Origin of the sequence: Candidatus Reidiella endopervernicosa (assembly GCF_013343005.1) — a bacterium.
Taxonomy (GTDB): domain Bacteria; phylum Pseudomonadota; class Gammaproteobacteria.
On sequence record NZ_CP054491.1, the window covers coordinates 1,987,358 to 2,005,817 of the forward strand.

Below are 18,460 nucleotides of genomic sequence, written 5' to 3' on the forward strand. Positions count from 1 at the left end.
CTGATTAGTCGCCAAATACAACCAGACGATCAGCCTGAATGCCTGCTTCAATAAGCTGGCCCAGACCTGAGATACGGAAACCGGGTGCGAGATTGTCTGCATCCTTACCGTTGCGCTTTGACTCATCGGCATCTGCGATACCGCGGCGCTGGGCCGCAGCAACACAGACGACGAGATCGACGCCATGCTTATCAGCAAGATCGCTCCAGCGGTTGACGATGTGACGGTCATCCTGAGGAGGAGTGGTCAGACGAGTCGCGTTGTTTACGCCATCGTGGTAGAAGAAGATACGAAAGATTTCGTGTCCCTTCTCCAATGCGGCGCTCGCAAACTTGAACGCACTATCGGAAGCCTGATGGGTATATGGCCCCTCGTTAACCTGTATTGAGAACTTCATGAAGGGTTAACTCCTAGTTACTTAACGGCCGCTTAGAAGCGGATGTGTGCCGAAGCGTTCAGGCTGGTGCGAGCACCACGCCAGTTATCGATGTGGTACTTGGTGAACGGCAGACCGGTCTTCTCAAAGAAACGAGACCAACCGATGCGATCAACCCACTCACCAATACGCTCGTAGTCCTTAGCATCTTCTTTGTAAACAGAGAGGATGTTCTTAACAACTTCAGCAACCTCAGGCCAGCGAGGAGGGTTGTTAGGGATACCAGCAGCAACCAGCTTGTGGAAGGTCGGCTTGGTACGAGCGTTAGAGTTCTTACCACCAATCCAGATCGCAAACTTCGAGTGCTCAGGATCGTTGATCTGCATGGGAGGGCAGGGTGGGAAGCAGGCGCCACAGCAGACACACTTCTTCTCGTCGATCTCAAGTGAAGGCTTGCCATTAACCAGTGCAGGACGAATCGCAGCAACTGGACAGCGAGCAACAACCGTTGGACGCTCACAGACGTTAGCAACCAGATCATGGTTGATCTTAGGTGGCTTGGTGTGCTGAATGTTGATCGCGATATCACCCTGACCACCACAGTTGATCTGGCAGCAAGAGGTGGTCATACGAACACGGTTAGGCATCTCTTCCTTGGTGAACTCGTCGTAGAGCTCATCCATCAGGGCCTTAACAGCACCGGATGCATCGGTACCAGGGATGTCGCAGTGCAACCAACCCTGAGTGTGAGAGATCATTGATACAGAGTTACCGGTACCACCGACAGGGAAGCCCTCTTCGCCGAGCTTGTCGATCAGCGGCTGAACGCGTGACTCATCGGTGACCATGTACTCGATGTTTGAGCGGATGGTGAAACGGACAAAGCCGTCTGCAAACTCATCTGCGATATCACAGAGCTTACGAATGGTGTAGAGATCCATCTGACGCTGGGTACCTGCGCGAACAGTCCAGATCTGGTCGCCACCGTTGGCAACGTGATGAAGAACGCCGGGACGAGGACGATCGTGATACTTCCAGTCGCCGAAGTTCTCCTTCATGGTTGGGTGCATGTAGGGGAACGGATCTGGTACTCCGCACTCATCAGGCATACGAGGTGCTGACATGTTAACCTCCAAAAAAACTATATTTATTTAGTCTTGCGGGGTACGGCATGTTAGCCATACCCCGCTTATCATTTCAGGAACAGACCGATTAACCGGCAGCCTTGCGCTCGTTCCACTTACCAGCTTCCTCATCCCAATCATCGGCACGGAAGTAGTTACTGGTACGGGTCTGGTTGACCATGTTTGGATCAACCTCGAGGCCAATGCCTTCAAGGAAATTGATCAGGCCAATACGCTCGATCATCTCACCGGTACGCTCATGCTCGAGAGCATTCTCGGCGAAGAAGTCGATCATCTCGCCAGCCAGCTCTTCAAGGGCTTCGAAATCATCATCATCTTCAAGCTTCATGAAAGGAACGACTACGGTGCCCATCAGATCGCCGATCTTCAGAGTACGCTTACCACCAACGAGCAGGGTTACACCCTTGTCGTCGCCAGGGGAGAGTGCCTTGGTCATCACGTTGATGCAGTGCATGCAGCGTACGCAGTTGCTGTTATCAACAGCCAGGGTGTCGTCGTCATTCAGAGACAGGGCCTGAGTTGGGCAGCGGGTGATGACATTGTCGATAACATACTTACGACCCTTGTCAGCAACATATGCTTTGACCTCGTCCTGATCGACCTTCATGTCGTCGCGCCAGGTACCGATGGTAGCGAGGTCAGCACGCTGGATAGAGTTCATGCAATCGTTTCCGCAACCGGAAACCTTGAACTTGAACTTGTAAGGCAGTGCAGGGCGATGCATATCATCAAGGAATGCATTGACCAGCATGCGGTGAACCTTCTGCTCATTAACACAAGAGTGCTCACAACGAGCAGCACCAACACATGACATACCGGTACGGACAGCAGGACCGGCGCCGCCGAGGTCGAAGCCCATTTCGTTCAGCTCATCAAAAGCAGGCTGTACGTTGTCGGTGGTGCAGCCCTGGAACATGATGTCACCAGACTGGCCGTGGAAAGCGATAAGGCCTGAACCGTACTTTTCCCAGACATCACACATCTTACGCAGGGTGTTGGTGTCATAGTGCATGCCGGCAGGAGGCATGATACGCAGGGTGTGGAACTCAGCAGCTTCAGGGAACAGAGGCTCTTTGTTGTCATCGAGCAGTTCGGTGAAGCGAGGAATGATGCCGCCGCCGTAACCGATAACGCCGACGGTGCCGCCTTTCCAGTAGCCCTTACGGGTTTCGTATGAGGTTTCCAGCTGACCCAGCAGGTCGACCATCATATCGTTGTCGTTCGCAAGACGCTTGAGACCGGTTACAAAGCTAGGCCATGGGCCGCTTTCCAGCTGATCGAGCATCGGAGTGTCATGGAGGTTCTTACCCATGTCGCTTTCTCCTTAAATTAATAGAATCTACAGTTGTTGGTTGCCGTTGTTATGCCACCCGGGATTAAACAGGTACTTCCCGTACAACTTCAGCACTAGACCTTTACGGTGGTGCATAGTGTAGTAGCACGCTACCCCTGAGTCACATCCCGCTGATGGGGTGGTTCAAGAGTTTTATACCTATCCCAAAGGGGATAGGTGCTTTGCCGTCCGATGGCAGGTGTGACAGCTCTTCATGAGGGTTAGCGAACTTATCACAGCACAAATGGTAATAGCTAGCTGCTGAGGTGAGGGATTGTAAAAAATAGTGTCCTATATAATAAGGTGTAATTATGGTTAGAATATTAATAAATACTTAACATTTAACTTTGCGCGCGCTATTATCCAACCAAAATAGTCGGACACTTATCCACCTCTATCGCAGGGGTAGTATGTCGGTGATATGCCGATTGCGGGTATCATGTGTCGATTGTTTGTCTATAAATTATTGCATTGATCAAATTGTGGAGTAGGGCGATGTTATATCTGAGTGAAGTGATGATTCAGCATACTGAGCTGGAGTCCTTTGAGGCACTGCTTGAGGTGATCACGGCAAGGGCAAAAGGGGGGGAGCGCTTTTTTAAAATCGATGTGAAGCCGCCTTATAACGATACGCCTGAGAATTGGGAAGATAGGCTGGAAGCCGCATTTACCTGATATAACAATGAGTAATGATATTTAGTTAATGTGATATGTGATGTTGTAGTGTCAGAAATTACTAAGTGCTACGGTTGATTCTCAGCAAATAGTGCCCATCAACCGCTGACCGCCATGGATAGCGAAGCGAAGGCGGTTAGTCCGCGATAGTCGACGCCGTCTGCATATTCGTAGTTGAGAGCGCGAGCGGACGACGAAGAAGATGCAGCAGCGGCTTTATGTCGGCGTAGAGTCACTGAGGGAGTTGTGTAGAGCCGCGAAGAGGTGATTACGCAACGTACGCAGGACGGTCGGGGCGCCGTAGGCATAAATGGTCGCGTTAAGTTTTTGCTGTTTGCTTGGGCTTGGATGCCCAAAACAAACTTTCGCAAAAATAGCGACTCCCCGGTGTCAAATATTTTGTGTTAGAGATGAGGGTGTCTGTATGACCCAGTTGAATACTGAACTACCTGCCAATATGGATTGTGCCAGCGATGCTGAGCCCTCCGAAGAGTCTATTATTGTGCAGCTGACAGCATTAAAAGATCAGCTCTCTGATCTCACGACTGATGCCTCCGCTGTTAATCGTGCCAATCTCCTGCTCGATATAAGCAGTCTGCAGCATCAGGTCGGTGAGAGTGAAGAGGCGTGGCAAAATGGCCATGACGCTTTTAAGGTCTTCTTAGAAAATGAGCAGTGGGAACAGGCTGCTCAAGCCTGTGAGGTTATCTTCAAGGCTGAGATGGATGATGCATTACCCGCACTGGGTCAGGGCATTTGGCTTTCAGTGACCTACCCAATCGATCCTCAGGTGAGTGTTGCGATGCTCGAATATGTCGTTGATGAGACGCCGCACGACTCAGATGGTGCAGCTGTAGCAGCAACAACAGCCTATTTTCTGGCTGATATGCGTAGTGAGGGTAAAAAGCGCGAGGATCTAACCCTCTATGCGGGTAATTTGCTGGCGAATGTCGCAAGGCGCCATAGCAATATTGAAGGACAGGATGCTTTTGATCTTTGGATGGAGCGGCTTGAACTCAAGGATCCTGATAAGTTCTTGATTCGATTGCGTAACGTGATTGATGTGCTGGTACAGGAAGATTGGTGGTTTGATCGTGAGGCGCTGCAGGAACAGCTTCCGGAGAGCTGATTATGTTCTGGGAAGAGGATGAAGACGAAACTATAAAACGGCCGGAGGATATCGTCGATCTGGCTTTTTCGCTGGTGGCTACTCAGATTCCGGTTGAGCATGCCTATCTGCTCTCTCAGGCCGTTGAGCGCGTTTTGCCCTGGTTAACCGATGAGACTGGTTGTGGTCTGCATCAGATTCATGGTGCCGAGAGCGGTAATGGCTGGCAGCGTCCCGATGATGGCGGTGCGATGTATATCTCCAAGCGAACCAAGTTGGTGCTGCGTCTGCCGAATGAACGAGTTGAGGATGCAGGAGTCCTGACCGGTCAAAAACTCGATCTTGATGGTTATACACTGGAGGTGGGCAAGGCGAACGTGCGTCTGCTCAATCCTGTGAGTACAATATATGCCCGTTACATCATTACCGATGGTGATGAGAGCGAAGAGCAGTTCCTCGAGTTCGTCTCTGAGCAGTTGCAAGAGATAGGGATTCGCTGCAAGAAGATGATGTGTGGCAGAACCCACACGATTAGGGTTCCTGGTCGTGAGCTGCAGGCTCGTAGTCTGATGCTGGCTGATATCAGCAAAGAGGACTCGCTGCAGTTACAGAAACTGGGGCTCGGTAGGGGACGCAACATCGGTTGTGGACTCTTTATTCCCCATAAGGGAATACAACGAATATAAATTCAATCAGATTTGGATCGTGTTAAAACACAAAGCTAGGAGAAGATAGTATGTCGTACGAAGTAAATGGCCAGACCATAGCTGCAAACGCTAATGGTTACATTGAGAATGTTGAAGACTGGAATGAAGATGTTGCCAAGGCTATCGCTGCGGCCGAAGGTGTTGAAATCAGCGCGCGTGGCTGGGATATCATCAACTACCTGCGTGACGAGTTCCTCAACAACGGTGGCAACCAGCCTAATGAGCGCAACATGGTCAAGCACTTCAAGGGTGCGTGGGATGACTCAAGTATCAACGCCAAGAGCCTCTACGAGCACTTCCCTAAGGGACCTGCCAAGCAGGCTGGCAAGATTGCTGGTACCCCTGAGACCAAGCGTAAGGGCGGCTACTAAGCCTTACGATGGCTGATAAAACCGGCGCCTCGCTAACACGAGGCGCCGGTTTTTTTATGTCTCGAGTTTGGCTAGATTGATCATCGCTTCAAGACGATCTATCCGCTCGTACTCGCTGCTGTTGTTATAGATGTTGACCATCTCATTGGCTATTGAAACCCAGTGTTCGAGGCCACGATCAATACAGGTTTTTACTGGGGTAAGAGAGCCATTGTCACTGCTGCACCACTGTTTATATACATCGAGTAGGGCGGGGAAAATTTCTCGACGAATACCACTGAAATTGGCCATATAGAAATGAATAGAAGGAGTGTTCTGCGTTGCGATTAATTGTGGCAGGGTGGAGATAGCGTCAGCAATATGGTCACGAATAGCGCGTGCATAGAGTTCACTCTTTGTGCCAGCAATTGACATCACCATCTCGTTCCACAATGGATTGAGTCGCTCTCCGCACTGATACTCCCCGATTTCATGCAGAACAACGGCCTCAATCTCGTTGTTGGTCATCTCTTCAAGGATCTCTGCAGGACTATCTTTAAAGCTATAGCTGCTCAGGGCTCGCCCCATGCTGTTTTCGTACTCCTTCCAACCCCCGCTGACCGCCATGGAGAGCGAAGTGAGGGCGGTTAGTCCCCGATAGTCGACGCCGTCTGCCTATTCGTAGTTGAGAGCGCGAGCGGACGACGAAGAAGATGCAGCAGCGGCTTTATGTCGGCGTAGAGTCACTGAGGGAGTTGTGTAGAGCCGCGAAGAGGTGATTACGCAGCGTACGCAGGACGGTCGGGGCGCCGTAGGCATAAACGGTCGCGTTAAGTATTTGCCGCTTGCTTGGGCTTGGATGCCCAAAACAAGCTTCCGCAAAAATAGCGACTCCCGGACTCTTCAATACGCTCCCAAAGCATGCGTTGCAGCGATTCACGTCGTACGATAATGGTTTTGCCTTGGGTCATGGCGGGGGGTGCGACAATATCTCGTGCCAGCTCTCGGCCAGTAATAACAATATTCATTGCCTGATGTTGTTGCTGGGACTCCAGTTCAGCAACAACAAAGAGTGGTTTGGCAAAGCGCCCATATCCGCCGCTATAGACGTACCCGTGTGGAAAAAGTTTGTTGTTGAGCATGTCGCTCTCAAAGGGAGAGAACAGTTGTGATGCGAAGCTGAGATCGGAAAAGGCGTCATTTTCAACTCGATCCCAGAGCGCCTCTCGCTCTGTTATCCAGCCACCCAATGCCTCATGAGCAAGCTTCTCTTCATAACCATGCCCCTGTTCCCAGCGATAGAGCTCTCGCATTTTGAGCAGGTAGATGCAGAGGGTATAGTTCTGAGCAAAACGAGCATCCGAGATGTGACAATTTTGCTGTACGGTTTCTATGAGGCTGTCGATTTCGCTGCTCACGGTCACTCCTCGTCGACGACATTGCCGACACCGACAATAAGACCTATTAAAATAGTCTGTCTTTAGTAAGATATCATGCGTGCTTGATACTGACTACGCTGCAAAAACCAATAGAGCCGATACGTGTCAACAGAGAGTGAAAAAGTGAACTCAATGAGTGGCGGTCAACGAAGTTTGTTGATCGTTGTACTACTACTGCTACTGTTTGTGCTCTTTGTAGGCCCCTGGCCCACAAATCACGACGATTATCTTGGGCAGTCCTATAGCCAGCAGACCTTCACCCGCATTGATCAGTTACAGCCCGTAATATCAGGGAATGGGAAGCTGAGTGCGGGACTCTCTGTGATCGATATCACCCCTCCGATGGGGGTGCCCCTGGCCGGTTATTCAGCACGAAATCCGAAAGAGAATGTTGGCGTGCGAGATCGTGTGTTTGTGAAGGCATTGTCGATTAAGGCTGGCGAGGCGCTGGTAACGATAGTTGCAGCTGACTACCTATTGCCAATTCCACAGCTAGTTGATGCGGTGGTACAACGCAGTGGTGTTGAACGGGGTGCAATCTTCTTCACGGCTACTCATACCCACTCGGGTCCAGGTGGTTATGGTGAAGATATGGTCTCACAGTACGCTTTGGGCAACTTCGATCCAGCCCAGTTTGAGCGCATGGTTTCGTCCTTTAGCCGAGCCGTGCTGGAGAGTCGAGCCTCAATGCTTCCGGTCAGGCTTAGTTATCGGCAGCAGCGACTCGATGCACCCAGTTCACAATCTCTAATGCGTCACGCCCTGGATAGAGAGATAGAGGCCTCTGCAACGCTCAATCTGCTACAGCTTTCGCATCTAAAGTCTAAGCGTCCCTTTGCCTCATTAGTCTCCTTTCCTGCCCATCCAACGATACTCGGTAAACGCAACTACAGAGTCAGTGGTGACTATCCGGCGAAGTTGCAGCAGCTGTTGGCCAAGCAGCTGGGAGGGGAGGTGCTGTTTGCCGTGGGCGCGGTGGGCAGTACCAAGACGCCTCGTGTCGATCTCGATCGGGAACAGAAACTTGATGAGGTGGCACGACGCATTGGTGAACGCTATGTGTCACTTGCAGCGAGTAAGGGTAAGCCTGGCATGAGTCTGTTAGCGTTAGAGGCGCCTGTCTCGAGCTATCTGCTGGAGGTTGATCTGCCGGTGCTCTCGGTCAATATCGCTGATGGTTGGCGTCTCAGTACGTTTCTCAGCGGTATTATTCATGATCAGAAGAGCCAATTGCAGCTGTTGCGTATCGGTAAGTTGGTACTGGTCGGCTATCCTGGTGATCTCTCGCTCGATATCGCCGATCGCCTGCGTGACAGATTTGAGGGCGATGGCATCGCCTTCTGGCCGACCAGCTTCAATGGCGACTATATTGGCTATCTGATGCCCCAATCACACTACCACTTCAATCGTTATGAGACGCGCCGCGCCAACCTGCTTGGACCGTGGGGTGGTGACTACTTCGATGACCTCACGCTACGCCTTGTAGAACGTGCTGTGACGCCCCATATCGAGTAGAGAAAATTCGTCCAAGAGAGGTAGAGCAGTGCGTATCAAGACAAAATGGCACAAAGACAAAGAGGGTAAGTCGCTCGAGGAGAGCGCTAGCGTAATGGGCTTTGTCGCCTGGCGTGCAGCTATGAATGGTCTCAATCAGATGGAGAATGATGGTTTCCGTACCGACTCATACAGCCACCAGCTGGAGATTATTGCAGAGTTTGTCGCCTTTGAGCTTCAGGTGGCTGATCGTCTGGCCTATATCCGTCTTGAGGATGAGGATCGTCAGGCCTTTATCTCCACCCTGGCGGGTCATCTGATTGAACATACGGTCGATAATATGCTCGATGTGCAGGGACCGGGTGACTACCGTCCTGTTGTGATAGAAAAGCTCAACAACCGAGCCGCAGAGTACGCAGAGTTGAAGTTTCAGGGGGAGGAGCCGGGTTATCCCTTCCTGAGCCATCTGGGGCGCTGTGTCGACGGCATAATGGGCGGTGAGAAGAACAAGTTTGCGATTGAGTTTGCAGCTGAGGTTATCGGTCCCGATCTGGTAAAAACCTTACGCAAGAGTGTTGCTGATCTACTCGACTAATAGATCGAGTTAACAACCGAGTCAGGCAATTGAATCAACACTTCACGCTAGACGGCCATAACAAGCAGGAAGACGAAGGCGATCACCAGTGCGATAGGTATGATTGCACCCATCCAATCCTTGCTTGACCCCTTGGGGCTGTTCTTCAGCATGTGACTGGCGCGCGGCCACAGGTAGAACAGCATCATCACAAGTAGTATTGCCGATCCAATCTTTAACCAATCCATTTTCTATCCTCCAAAAGAAAGCCCCGCCTAGGCGGGGCTTTCTGGTTTCTCTATCGCTTATGAATCAATCGTCACCTGAGAATGCACCAAGAATGTGAAGCAGGCTGGTGAAGATGTTGAGAATGCTGAGGAAGAGACCGACCGTCATCATCACATAGTTCGCATTCGGATCATGGATCATGCGGCTTGTGTCATAAAGAATCAGGCCGCTCATGATCATGATGACCGCAGCTGATATCGCCAGTGACAGTGCAGGGATGCCCATGAAGATGTTAGCCAGCGAAGCGACAATCGCGACAATCAGGCCAACCATCAGGAAGCCACCCATGAAGCTGAAATCTTTGCGAGTGGTCAGTGCATAGGCCGACAGGGCCATGAAGATGATTCCGGTACCACCAGCTGCAGTTGCGATCAGCTGGCCGCCGTTCTGCATGGCCAGATAGTGGTTGAGAATCGGGCCGAGGCCAAAACCGAGTAGGCCGGTAATTGCAAAGACAACACCGACGCCTGCGCCAGAATTGGCAGTGCGAGGCAGTACAAACCACATCAGCAGCAGCGCAATACCAGAGCTGGCCAGATTGGTCATGATGCCCATATTCATCGCCATTGAGGCGACGGCAGTCACAGCGCTGAAGATCAGCGTCATCGACAGCAGTAAATAGGTATTTCGAATCACCTTGTTGGTAGCGAGTACGCTCTCAACGTTGGTGTTGGTCGCGTTTGATTGGCTCAGGTTCATTATTGATGATCTCCAGTTTTCATCTGCTACTAATGGTAACAACGTGTTTTAGTAAAGCAAGTCGAACAGTATGACAGATGAGGTCAGATTTTGTTCCTTTCAAGGGCTAGCACTTTGGGGCCGACTTCGGGTATGATGCGCTCCGTTGGAGGGTTGGCTGAGTGGTCGAAAGCACCGGTCTTGAAAACCGGCAGGGGTGTAAGCCCCTCCAGGGTTCGAATCCCTGATCCTCCGCCATATTTTATCTATTCCCAATAGAATCAATTAATTAGCTTATATATAAGCAAACGCTTCATCATTGCCTGAAGTGTAGCTCAGCTGGCCTGGGCTGAGTTTGTTCTGTATCTATCTGATCTGCCCCCGACTTTTCCGCTGATTGATGGTGACCTGCTGTCACCATTGCTTAGGGATAAGGTCGATGAGTATCACTCTCTCCCCACTCTTGAGCTCCTGCGATCTGTAGTAGCCCGCTTTCTCACGCCGAAAATGTCAGTTGATTTAGACTGAAACAGACCCTTGAGTACGTTCATGGGGCACACAGTGCTGAAATACCACCGAATCTATGCCTCTCAGCACCCAATTCCATCGTGAAGCGGCTCCCAGACTCGCTGTGTGAACTATAGTGATGGACATGGATTAGTAGCAGCACCTTTTGCTGTGGAGCAGTGGAGGCTATCGATACACGAAATATCCCAATTATCATTTTGACCGCCAAGGTGTTGACTGATTACGGCCGAGAGTGCGGATAGAGAGATACCACTCATTCGAGAACAGCCGCTGACCGCCATGGATAGCGAAGCGAAGGCGGTTAGTCCGCGATAGTCGACGCCGTCTGCCTATTCGTAGTTGAGAGCGCGAGCGAACGACGAAGAAGATGCAGCAGCGGCTTTATGTCGGCGTAGAGTCACTGAGGGAGTTGTGTAGAGCCGCGAAGAGGTGATTACGCAACGTACGCAGGACGGTCGGGGCGCCGTAGGCATAAATGGTCGCGTTAAGTTTTTGCTGTTTGCTTGGGCTTGGATGCCCAAACAAACTTTCGCAAAATAGCGACTCCCCGACACCCTCATCAGCCAGCAGTGCATCGATGCCCTCATCGTCGTAGAGCACCTGTGGCAGGTCGCGCGGTTGTGCCACCACCACCTCATCGAATATCACCCCCTCAACAGGCAGTACTACCGGCTGCTGGGTGTCATCACTCATGTCGTAGATAAAGAGGCCGTAGAGCGGCGGAGCGGTGACCACATCGGGATCGGCCAACGCCGCCTCACTGCAGGGACCGATGGTGGTGCCCTCAAGCAGTCGGCAGGGGCTCCAGCTCACCAGTAGTCGTTCGGTGCCGTCATCAAGCGGGTAGGCACTGCGAAAGCGACCGCCGGGGGAGGGGCCGCTGAGGGTGCTGACCGAATTGATGGTGGCGGGGGTCTGCGCCGGACCGCTCAGTACACCCATGTTGGCCGCGGTCGGTCCGCTGTTGTCGATGTAGTTGAGGGTATCGATCACGATCAGCGCACCGCCATCCTCGGTGTCGTTGAAGGGGCGGATAAGGCTCAACAGACGGCCATCGGGCATCTCACGCGGCCGCATGAACTGCACCGTGGTGTCGTCGGTGCCGGTGTTATGACTATGCGCTCCGTAGTGGAGCTGCAGCTGGCCACCGTCAGGACGCATGGTGTAGAGGCTGATGGCGTTGCGCCCGCCCATGTTGTCCCAGCGGCTGAAGAGTACCTTGCCGCTGCTGAGCAGGGTCGGGTCGAGATCGTGACTCGGATTGAATGAGACCTGATGGATATCGCTGCCGTCACTGTTCATCACGTGCAGCATGGCGGCGTATTCGCGCCGATCCTCATCTTCTGCGGTGAACTGAGGTTTACCCTCATCGACCAACACCGCCGCTGACCGCCATGGAGAGCGAAGTGAGGGCGGTTAGTCCCGATAGTCGACGCCGTCTGCCTATTCGTAGTTGAGGCGCGAGCGAACGACGGAGAAGATGCAGCAGCGGCTTTATGTCGGCGTAGAGTCACTGAGGGAGTTGTGTAGAGCCGCGAAGAGGTGATTACGCAACGTACGCAGGACGGTCGGGGCGCCGCAGGCATAAACGGTCGCGTGAAGTTTTGCTGTTTGCTTGGGCTTGGATGCCCAAAACAAACTTTCGCAAAAATAGCGACTCCCCGGCTTGGCCTGCTGCTGACGGGTGGAGGAGAAGATGATGCGTCCATCGGGCAGATAGTGGGGGGCGAGATCCTGACCGCCCTCAGCGGTTAGATCATCGGCGATGATGCGCTGCAGGATGCCGCTATCGATCTCATATTCCCAGATATTCCAGGTCGGCTGATCCTCCGGATCGGCACCCTCGATGTCGGGTTTACGTAGAGAGAAGAGCAGGCGATCACCGTCGAAAGAACTCTCGACATCACGCACATCTCCCAATCCCTCGGTCTCTATCAGGGTGATGTTGGATTCGGCGGCGCTGGGTGAGGCGAGATCGCGCAGATAGAGATCGCCACCTTCGATAAATCCGAGCCGCTGTCGCAGGTCTTCGCTCTCGGTAATGGGACGTTTGACATAGGCGATGGCGAAGTCCTGCACCACCGGGTCGGGTGACTGCTCAGTGGCAGGTGCCAGGCATGCGGAGGTGCTAACAGTTAATAGAACGACTGTGATCGCTCTGCTGACTATTTCGCTCCATGATCTTGTTATATCTATATACATAGCGTTTGACGCATCTAAGCAGTCCGCTCTCTTTTTAATTTCTGCGAGCCCATTATTGGCCGTAGAGATTTTTCACTCTGAGAACCGCTTCACAAAAGTTGTGGACCTGCTGCGCAGAAAACGCGCTTCGATCCGGGCAAAGTGCTCTCAAGCCTGGGAGATATATACCCAGTGAAAAGAAGCGTGAATAAAAGAAATTAATTAATTCGGGGGCGGTGTGATGCAGGCAATAACTAAATTTTCCGATTTAATTAAACGCCACGACCCATGGTTGCGGCTGATCGTATGTATGGTGCTTTTTTATGGGGCGGTCAGTGCGCAGGCGGGACCACGTGAACAGGCGAAACGATTGCACGACCGCATCGCCGGTGTACCATCGAGTAATGGTGAACTCGATATCCTGGCCGATCTTATCGATGGCTCTCAGCCCGGTACGGTGGAGGATGCTGCCTACCGGGTGATGGACCACCCCGATTTCTATAACGTCACGCTGAAAAATATGGTCACCCCCTGGACCAACGAGGCGCAGACACCCTTTGCACCACTTAACGACTACACCGCCACGGTGATCGGCATGGTGCGTGACGATGTGCCGTTCAATACGCTGCTCTCGGCCGATCTGCTCTATGTGGTCGATGACGCACAGGGACTGCCTGCCTATGCAATGAATAGCAACGCCCACTATCAGTCAGCGGAGAATCAGGGTATCGATCTGCAGGCCCATCTGGTTCAGCGACAGCAGTCACTGCTCACCGATCTGCCAGCCGGTGCCACGGCGGGGGTGATAACTACCCGTGCGTCGGCCGAGGCATTTTTTGTCGCCGGTACCAATCGCGCCATGTTGCGTTTCACTCTGATGAACCACCTCTGTAGCGATCTTGAACCGCTCAAGGACACCACCCTTAGCCCCGACCGTATTCGTCAGGATGTCTCACGCAGCCCCGGCGGCGACAGTCGTATCTTTCTCAACAGCTGTATCGGCTGCCACACCGGTATGGATCCGCTGGCGCAGGCCTACGCCTACTACGACTACGACAGCAGTGCGGCGCGTCTGGTCTACAACGACATCGGCACCATCGATGCCGAGAGCGGTAGCCGGGTGCAGGGCAAATATCTGATCAACGCTGATAACTTCGCGCCGGGTTTCGTCACTCCCGATGATCGCTGGGACAACTACTGGCGACGCGGCATCAACAGCCATCTCGGTTGGGATGGTGGGTTATCGGGTGGCGGTTACGGGGCAAAGTCGATGGGTCAGGAGTTGGGCAATAGTCAGGCCTTTGCCAGTTGTCAGGCGAAGAAGGTGTTTCGTTCCGTCTGTCTGCGCGATCCGGTCGATAGCGGTGATCGCAACCGGGTGGCGACGATGACCAGCGCCTTTATCAACGACGGCTACCGCTTCAAACGGCTCTTTGCCGAAGCGGGCAGCTACTGTATGGGTGATTGAGGGAGCGATGATGATGCGACTGATAAGAGTCAAACAGATCCAATCGTTGATGCTGCTACTGGCCGCAGCGCTACTCACAGCCTGTGGTGGTGAGGAGACAGTAAGCCTGCCGAATCTTAGCGGTGGTACGGTGGTTGCCGCCTATAGTGGCCCGGTTCCGACTACTGACGATGTGCAGTCGTTCAAGCTCAACGTCTGGGACTATCTGGTTGAAGCCGATCGCTGCGGTAACTGCCACAGCGATGGTGGCCAGTCGCCGCAGTTTGTGCGACAGGACAACATCAATCTCGCCTATGCGGTCGCCAACGGTATTGTCGATCTCGTTTCACCGGGGCAGTCGCGACTGGTGGAGAAGGTGGCGGCGGGTCACAACTGCTGGCTGGCAAGCGATACCGCCTGTGCCGATATTCTTACTACCTATATCGCCAACTGGGCCGGTGAGAGCGGCGGTGATGGGGGGCGGCAGATCGAGCTGCTCGCACCGATCGCCTACGATCCCGGTGCGAGCAAGCGTCTGCCGGAAGACTCCACACTCTTTGCCAGCTACGTACACCCATTGCTGAGCAGCTACTGTGCCGGATGTCATGCCGATGATTCGGCGACTCCACAGTCGCCCTTCTTTGCACAGGACGATATCGAGGCCGCCTACGATGCGGTCTCCACCAAGATCGATCTCGATAACCCCGCCAACGCTCGACTGGTACTGCGCCTGCGCAACGAGTTCCACAACTGTTGGGATGACTGTGACAGCAATGCCGATGAGATGGAGGCGGCGATCACCGCGATGAGCGACGGTGTGACCAGCACCGAGATCGACGCGCAACTGATCACCAGTAAGGCGCTGACACTCACCGACGGTATCGTCGCCAGCGGTGGCAATCGCCATGAGAGTGATCTGATCGCCCTCTATGAGTTCAAGACCGGACAGGGGAGTACCGCCTACGACACCAGCGGTATCGAACCGGTGATCGACCTCACCCTGAGCGGCAATGTGCAGTGGGTCGGGGGCTACGGTATTGAGTTTATTGACGGGCGTGCGCAGGGCACCACTGCCGATAGCCGCAAGCTGCGCGATCTGATTGCCGCCACCGGCGAGTACACGGTCGAGGCGTGGGTGGTCCCGGCTAATGTGACCCAGGAGGGACCGGCGCGCATCATCTCCTACTCCGGTAGCACTCAGCTGCGTAACTTCACTCTCGGTCAGACGCAGTACAATTACGACTTCATGCAGCGTATGCAGAGCAGCGATGCCAACGGTGAACCGGCGCTCTCCACGGCCGATGCCGATGAGGATCTACAGGCGACGCTGCAGCATGTGGTGGCGAGCTATGATCCGATCAATGGCCGACGTCTCTTTGTGAATGGCGCCTTTACCGGCGATACCGATCCAGCAGCCGCATCGAGTCTCGCCTCCTGGGACGACACCTTTGCACTGGTGATGGGCAGTGAAGTAGGTGGCAGTGACCGCTGGCAGGGCAAGCTGCGTCAGGTGGCAATCCACAATCGTGCACTGAATCTCGAACAGGTTGAGCAGAACTTCGCCGCTGGTGTCGGTGAGAAGTTCTACCTGCTGTTTGGTGTGAGCGATTGGGTCGATACACCGCAGAGCTACCTGATGTTCGAGGTGAGTCAGTTCGACAGCTACAGCTATCTGTTCGACAAGCCGACCTTTATCTCGCTCGATCCGACGGCCACACCCGATGGAATCGACATTCAGAGCATGCGTATCGGCATCAACGGGCGTCTGGCAGAGGTGGGGCAGGCCTACCGTTTCCTCGATACCCAGGTTACGACGGCTGAGTACGGCGCCAACGGACAACGCCTCTCGCCGCTCGGCACTATCATCGCGCTGGAGAAGGGGCCAGACGGTGATGAGTTCTTCCTCAGCTTCGATCGTCTCGGCAACCACGAACACGTCATGACCGAGGCCATTCCGCTGGCCCCACCGGTACCTGCCGATGGGGCGGCAGTGGCCGACATCGGTCTGCGTCACTTCGATGAGATCAACGCCACTATGGCAGCACTGACCCAGGTCGATCGTAACCAGACGGCGGTGAGAGCGACCTTCGAGACCATTAAGCAGCAATTGCCGACGGTGGAGAGTATTGAAGGTTTCCTCTCCGCCCAGCAGATGGCAATCGCCCAGCTCTCAATCGAGTGCTGCAATGCCCTGGTTGACGATGCGACGCTGCGCAGTGGGCTCTTCCCAGACTTCAACTTCAACCAGAGCCACACAGTGGCGTTCGACAGCCAGCTCGAACTGGACCAGGTCACGTTACCGCTGGTCGATACCCTGCTAGGCAATACGCTGCTGAGCCAGCCCGATAGCGCCACGGTGGTGAGTGAACTCGAATCGCTGATCGATGCACTCGATGACAGCTGCAGCAACGACTGTGGTGTCGAGCGCACCCATACCGTGGTGAAAGCCGCCTGTGCCGCCACCCTGGGTGGCGCAACGATGTTGATCCAGTAGCCGTCAGGCAGAGAGAGGAACCGGATATGCCACTGTTTAAAAAACTGCCCAAGGCGCAGCCGCTCGATAGACCGCTCTACCATGCGGACCATAAACGTCCGGTCACTCGCCGCGATTTTCTCGCCCAGGGGTTCAGGGCGGGGGCTGGGATCACGCTCGGCAGTTCACTGTTAGGATTACTGGGGTTACCCCGACTGGCCAGTGCAGCACTGGCACCCGACATGGCCGACCTGCGCGATAACCTCTGTGGTATTGCGGCACAGGGGGCGGGCAAGATCCCCTTCATCTGTTTCGATCTTGCAGGTGGCGCCAATATCGCTGGCTCCAATGTATTGATCGGCGGGCAGGGCGGACAGCTCGATTTCATCTCCACTGCCGGTTACAGCAAGCTCGGTCTGCCGGGGGATATGATTCCGCCGCTGGCCGATACGGTAAATGGTGGTGACTTTACCGATAGTCGCTTTGGACTCTCCTTCCACAAACGCAGCGCGATGCTGCAGGGCATTATCGAACGGGCCGGGAGTCGGGCAGCCAATATCAACGGCGCGGTAATTCCGGCACGCTCCGATAACGATACCGGCAACAATCCACATAACCCGATGTACGGCATTAACCGCGCCGGGGCCGACGGTTCGCTGGTCACTCTGATCGGTTCACGTAGCTCCGACTCGGGTGGTAACAGCCTTGCACCGACGATGATGCTCAACCCAGAGGTGCGCCCAACCAAGGTCGATCGTCCCAGCGATGTGACCGGCATGGTCGATACCGGCGAGCTGATCAATATCCTCAACAAGGATGATGCGGTGAAGGTGATGGAGTCGATTGCACGCCTCAGCCAGGAGAAGCTCGGTGTGGTCGATACCCAACTGGCGAATGATGCTGTGATCAAGCAACTGGTGCGCTGCGGCTACATCAAGAGCGCCGATCTGGTCGATCGCTTCTCCGATCCATCCGCACTCAACCCCGAGGCCGATCCCGATATTGTCGGAGCCGGGGGCATCTTCAGTGTCGGTGAGTTCAACGGCGATAGTGAGTTTCGTAAGACCGCCTCGGTGATGAAGATGGTGATCGATGGCTACGCCGGGGCAGGCACCATCACCATGGGCGGTTACGACTATCATACCGGCGAGCGTGGTACCGGTGAGCGACGCGATCTGCGTGCAGGTCGCTGCATGGGTGCCTGTCTCGAGTATGCAGCACGCAAGGGAGTGCCGTTGATGATGTACGTCTTCAGTGACGGCTCAGTGGCCAGTAACGGCACCATCGACGATTCGGTTGACGGGGCAGGGAAGGGCGTTTGGACCGGCGACAACAGCTCCACCGCCGCCTCCTTCTTCCTCGTCTACAACCCCGGTAGTGCCCCAGTACTGCTCGGTGCATCACCCGAAGCGCAGGCGCGCCACCAACAGATCGGCTGGTTTCGCAACGACGCCTCGGTCGAGACAGCGGCTAGCCCTGCTGCAAATAACGTCAATCTTCTGGTCGAGACGGTAATCCTCAACTACCTCGCCCTGCACGGTGAACAGAACCAGTTCGCCAGCTACTTCCCTGGTCGCGGGTTGGGTAACGCGCAGCTGATGGATAGTCTGACTGCGTTCTCGCCCATTGTAAGTGGCACGATTTAGGTATCAATCGAAGGCTGT

21 protein-coding genes and 1 tRNA gene are annotated in these 18,460 nt (G+C 54.0%); 10 read left to right on the plus strand and 12 right to left on the minus strand.

Annotated features, from left to right (window positions below; genetic code table 11):
* Positions 1-4: 4 nt before the first annotated feature.
* From tusD to dsrA, 3 genes are all read right to left on the minus strand, one after another.
* Positions 5-397 carry a sulfurtransferase complex subunit TusD gene (tusD, locus tag HUE57_RS11055; protein ID WP_078483317.1) on the minus strand — a complete coding sequence of 131 codons (393 nt, stop codon included), beginning with the start codon at positions 395-397 and terminating at the stop codon, positions 5-7.
* A 32-nt stretch (positions 398-429) separates the two neighbouring features.
* Entirely contained in the window at positions 430-1,500 is a 1,071-nt protein-coding gene (dsrB, locus tag HUE57_RS11060; protein ID WP_078483318.1) for a dissimilatory-type sulfite reductase subunit beta, read from the minus strand.
* 88 nt (positions 1,501-1,588) lie between these two features.
* Positions 1,589-2,833, minus strand: coding sequence for a dissimilatory-type sulfite reductase subunit alpha (gene dsrA, locus HUE57_RS11065; RefSeq protein WP_078483319.1), 1,245 nt, complete (start codon positions 2,831-2,833; stop codon positions 1,589-1,591).
* A 516-nt stretch (positions 2,834-3,349) separates the two neighbouring features.
* On the opposite strand from dsrA, the gene HUE57_RS11070 reads away from it, so the two are divergent.
* A complete protein-coding gene (locus HUE57_RS11070; RefSeq protein ID WP_078483320.1) occupies positions 3,350-3,529 on the plus strand; it encodes a sulfur relay protein DsrC in 180 nt (59 codons plus the stop codon).
* Between the two features lie 98 nt (positions 3,530-3,627).
* Here the strand turns inward: HUE57_RS11070 and HUE57_RS11075 are convergent, their stop codons facing one another.
* The gene (locus HUE57_RS11075; protein ID WP_174673175.1) at positions 3,628-3,900 is read right to left on the minus strand and encodes a hypothetical protein; all 273 of its coding nucleotides are present in this window, start codon (positions 3,898-3,900) and stop codon (positions 3,628-3,630) included.
* A gap of 53 nt (positions 3,901-3,953) precedes the next feature.
* Here HUE57_RS11075 and HUE57_RS11080 point away from each other — a divergent pair, with 53 nt between their 5' ends.
* The 3 genes from HUE57_RS11080 to HUE57_RS11090 are packed head-to-tail and all read left to right on the plus strand — an operon-like array spanning position 3,954 to position 5,715.
* The gene (locus tag HUE57_RS11080) at positions 3,954-4,658 is read left to right on the plus strand and encodes a hypothetical protein (RefSeq protein WP_078483321.1); all 705 of its coding nucleotides are present in this window, start codon (positions 3,954-3,956) and stop codon (positions 4,656-4,658) included.
* A 2-nt stretch (positions 4,659-4,660) separates the two neighbouring features.
* Positions 4,661-5,323, plus strand: coding sequence for a type I-MYXAN CRISPR-associated protein Cas6/Cmx6 (gene cas6 / locus HUE57_RS11085; protein WP_078483322.1), 663 nt, complete (start codon positions 4,661-4,663; stop codon positions 5,321-5,323).
* A 50-nt stretch (positions 5,324-5,373) separates the two neighbouring features.
* Positions 5,374-5,715 (plus strand): TusE/DsrC/DsvC family sulfur relay protein, encoded by a 342-nt coding sequence (locus HUE57_RS11090; protein WP_078483323.1) that lies wholly within the window; start codon positions 5,374-5,376, stop codon positions 5,713-5,715.
* A gap of 54 nt (positions 5,716-5,769) precedes the next feature.
* Here HUE57_RS11090 and HUE57_RS11095 read toward each other — a convergent pair whose 3' ends face one another.
* The 3 genes from HUE57_RS11095 to HUE57_RS11105 are packed head-to-tail and all read right to left on the minus strand — an operon-like array spanning position 5,770 to position 7,112.
* Complete coding sequence (locus HUE57_RS11095) at positions 5,770-6,321, minus strand: Sfum_1244 family protein (RefSeq protein ID WP_174673176.1); 552 nt, start codon at positions 6,319-6,321, stop codon at positions 5,770-5,772.
* Positions 6,322-6,369: 48 nt separating this feature from the next.
* A complete protein-coding gene (locus HUE57_RS11100; RefSeq protein ID WP_174673177.1) occupies positions 6,370-6,576 on the minus strand; it encodes a hypothetical protein in 207 nt (68 codons plus the stop codon).
* Complete coding sequence (locus HUE57_RS11105; protein ID WP_174673178.1) at positions 6,525-7,112, minus strand: Sfum_1244 family protein; 588 nt, start codon at positions 7,110-7,112, stop codon at positions 6,525-6,527. The genes HUE57_RS11100 and HUE57_RS11105 overlap by 52 nt, the downstream gene beginning before the upstream one ends.
* Before the next feature lie 153 nt (positions 7,113-7,265).
* On the opposite strand from HUE57_RS11105, the gene HUE57_RS11110 reads away from it, so the two are divergent.
* Entirely contained in the window at positions 7,266-8,648 is a 1,383-nt protein-coding gene (locus HUE57_RS11110) for a neutral/alkaline non-lysosomal ceramidase N-terminal domain-containing protein (RefSeq protein ID WP_078483325.1), read from the plus strand.
* A gap of 28 nt (positions 8,649-8,676) precedes the next feature.
* Positions 8,677-9,222: a hypothetical protein gene (locus HUE57_RS11115; RefSeq protein WP_078483326.1), complete on the plus strand. Its 546-nt coding sequence runs from the start codon at positions 8,677-8,679 to the stop codon at positions 9,220-9,222.
* Positions 9,223-9,269: 47 nt separating this feature from the next.
* Here HUE57_RS11115 and HUE57_RS11120 read toward each other — a convergent pair whose 3' ends face one another.
* Together HUE57_RS11120 and HUE57_RS11125 are read right to left on the minus strand one after the other, a co-directional pair.
* Complete coding sequence (locus HUE57_RS11120; protein ID WP_078483327.1) at positions 9,270-9,449, minus strand: hypothetical protein; 180 nt, start codon at positions 9,447-9,449, stop codon at positions 9,270-9,272.
* A gap of 64 nt (positions 9,450-9,513) precedes the next feature.
* Entirely contained in the window at positions 9,514-10,188 is a 675-nt protein-coding gene (locus HUE57_RS11125; protein ID WP_078483328.1) for a Bax inhibitor-1/YccA family protein, read from the minus strand.
* A 147-nt stretch (positions 10,189-10,335) separates the two neighbouring features.
* Here HUE57_RS11125 and HUE57_RS11130 point away from each other — a divergent pair.
* A tRNA-Ser gene (locus HUE57_RS11130) sits at positions 10,336-10,425 on the plus strand.
* Between the two features lie 651 nt (positions 10,426-11,076).
* On the opposite strand, the gene HUE57_RS11135 is transcribed toward HUE57_RS11130, so the two are convergent.
* Genes HUE57_RS11135 through HUE57_RS11145 form a run of 3 tightly spaced genes read right to left on the minus strand, consistent with a single transcriptional unit; the run spans position 11,077 to position 12,897 of the window.
* Positions 11,077-12,075: a TolB-like translocation protein gene (locus HUE57_RS11135; protein ID WP_174673179.1), complete on the minus strand. Its 999-nt coding sequence runs from the start codon at positions 12,073-12,075 to the stop codon at positions 11,077-11,079.
* Complete coding sequence (locus HUE57_RS11140) at positions 11,997-12,281, minus strand: hypothetical protein (RefSeq protein WP_174673180.1); 285 nt, start codon at positions 12,279-12,281, stop codon at positions 11,997-11,999. The genes HUE57_RS11135 and HUE57_RS11140 overlap by 79 nt, the downstream gene beginning before the upstream one ends.
* On the minus strand, positions 12,190-12,897 hold the full coding sequence (locus HUE57_RS11145; RefSeq protein WP_174673181.1) for a TolB-like translocation protein: 708 nt from the start codon (positions 12,895-12,897) through the stop codon (positions 12,190-12,192). The genes HUE57_RS11140 and HUE57_RS11145 overlap by 92 nt, the downstream gene beginning before the upstream one ends.
* Positions 12,898-13,186: 289 nt before the next feature.
* Between HUE57_RS11145 and HUE57_RS11150 the strand changes: the two genes are divergently transcribed.
* The 3 genes from HUE57_RS11150 to HUE57_RS11160 are packed head-to-tail and all read left to right on the plus strand — an operon-like array spanning position 13,187 to position 18,442.
* The gene (locus tag HUE57_RS11150) at positions 13,187-14,344 is read left to right on the plus strand and encodes a hypothetical protein (RefSeq protein ID WP_078484154.1); all 1,158 of its coding nucleotides are present in this window, start codon (positions 13,187-13,189) and stop codon (positions 14,342-14,344) included.
* A 7-nt stretch (positions 14,345-14,351) separates the two neighbouring features.
* On the plus strand, positions 14,352-16,817 hold the full coding sequence (locus HUE57_RS11155; RefSeq protein ID WP_320416235.1) for a LamG domain-containing protein: 2,466 nt from the start codon (positions 14,352-14,354) through the stop codon (positions 16,815-16,817).
* Positions 16,818-16,843: 26 nt separating this feature from the next.
* On the plus strand, positions 16,844-18,442 hold the full coding sequence (locus HUE57_RS11160; protein ID WP_174673182.1) for a general secretion pathway protein GspF: 1,599 nt from the start codon (positions 16,844-16,846) through the stop codon (positions 18,440-18,442).
* Positions 18,443-18,460 lie beyond the last annotated feature (18 nt).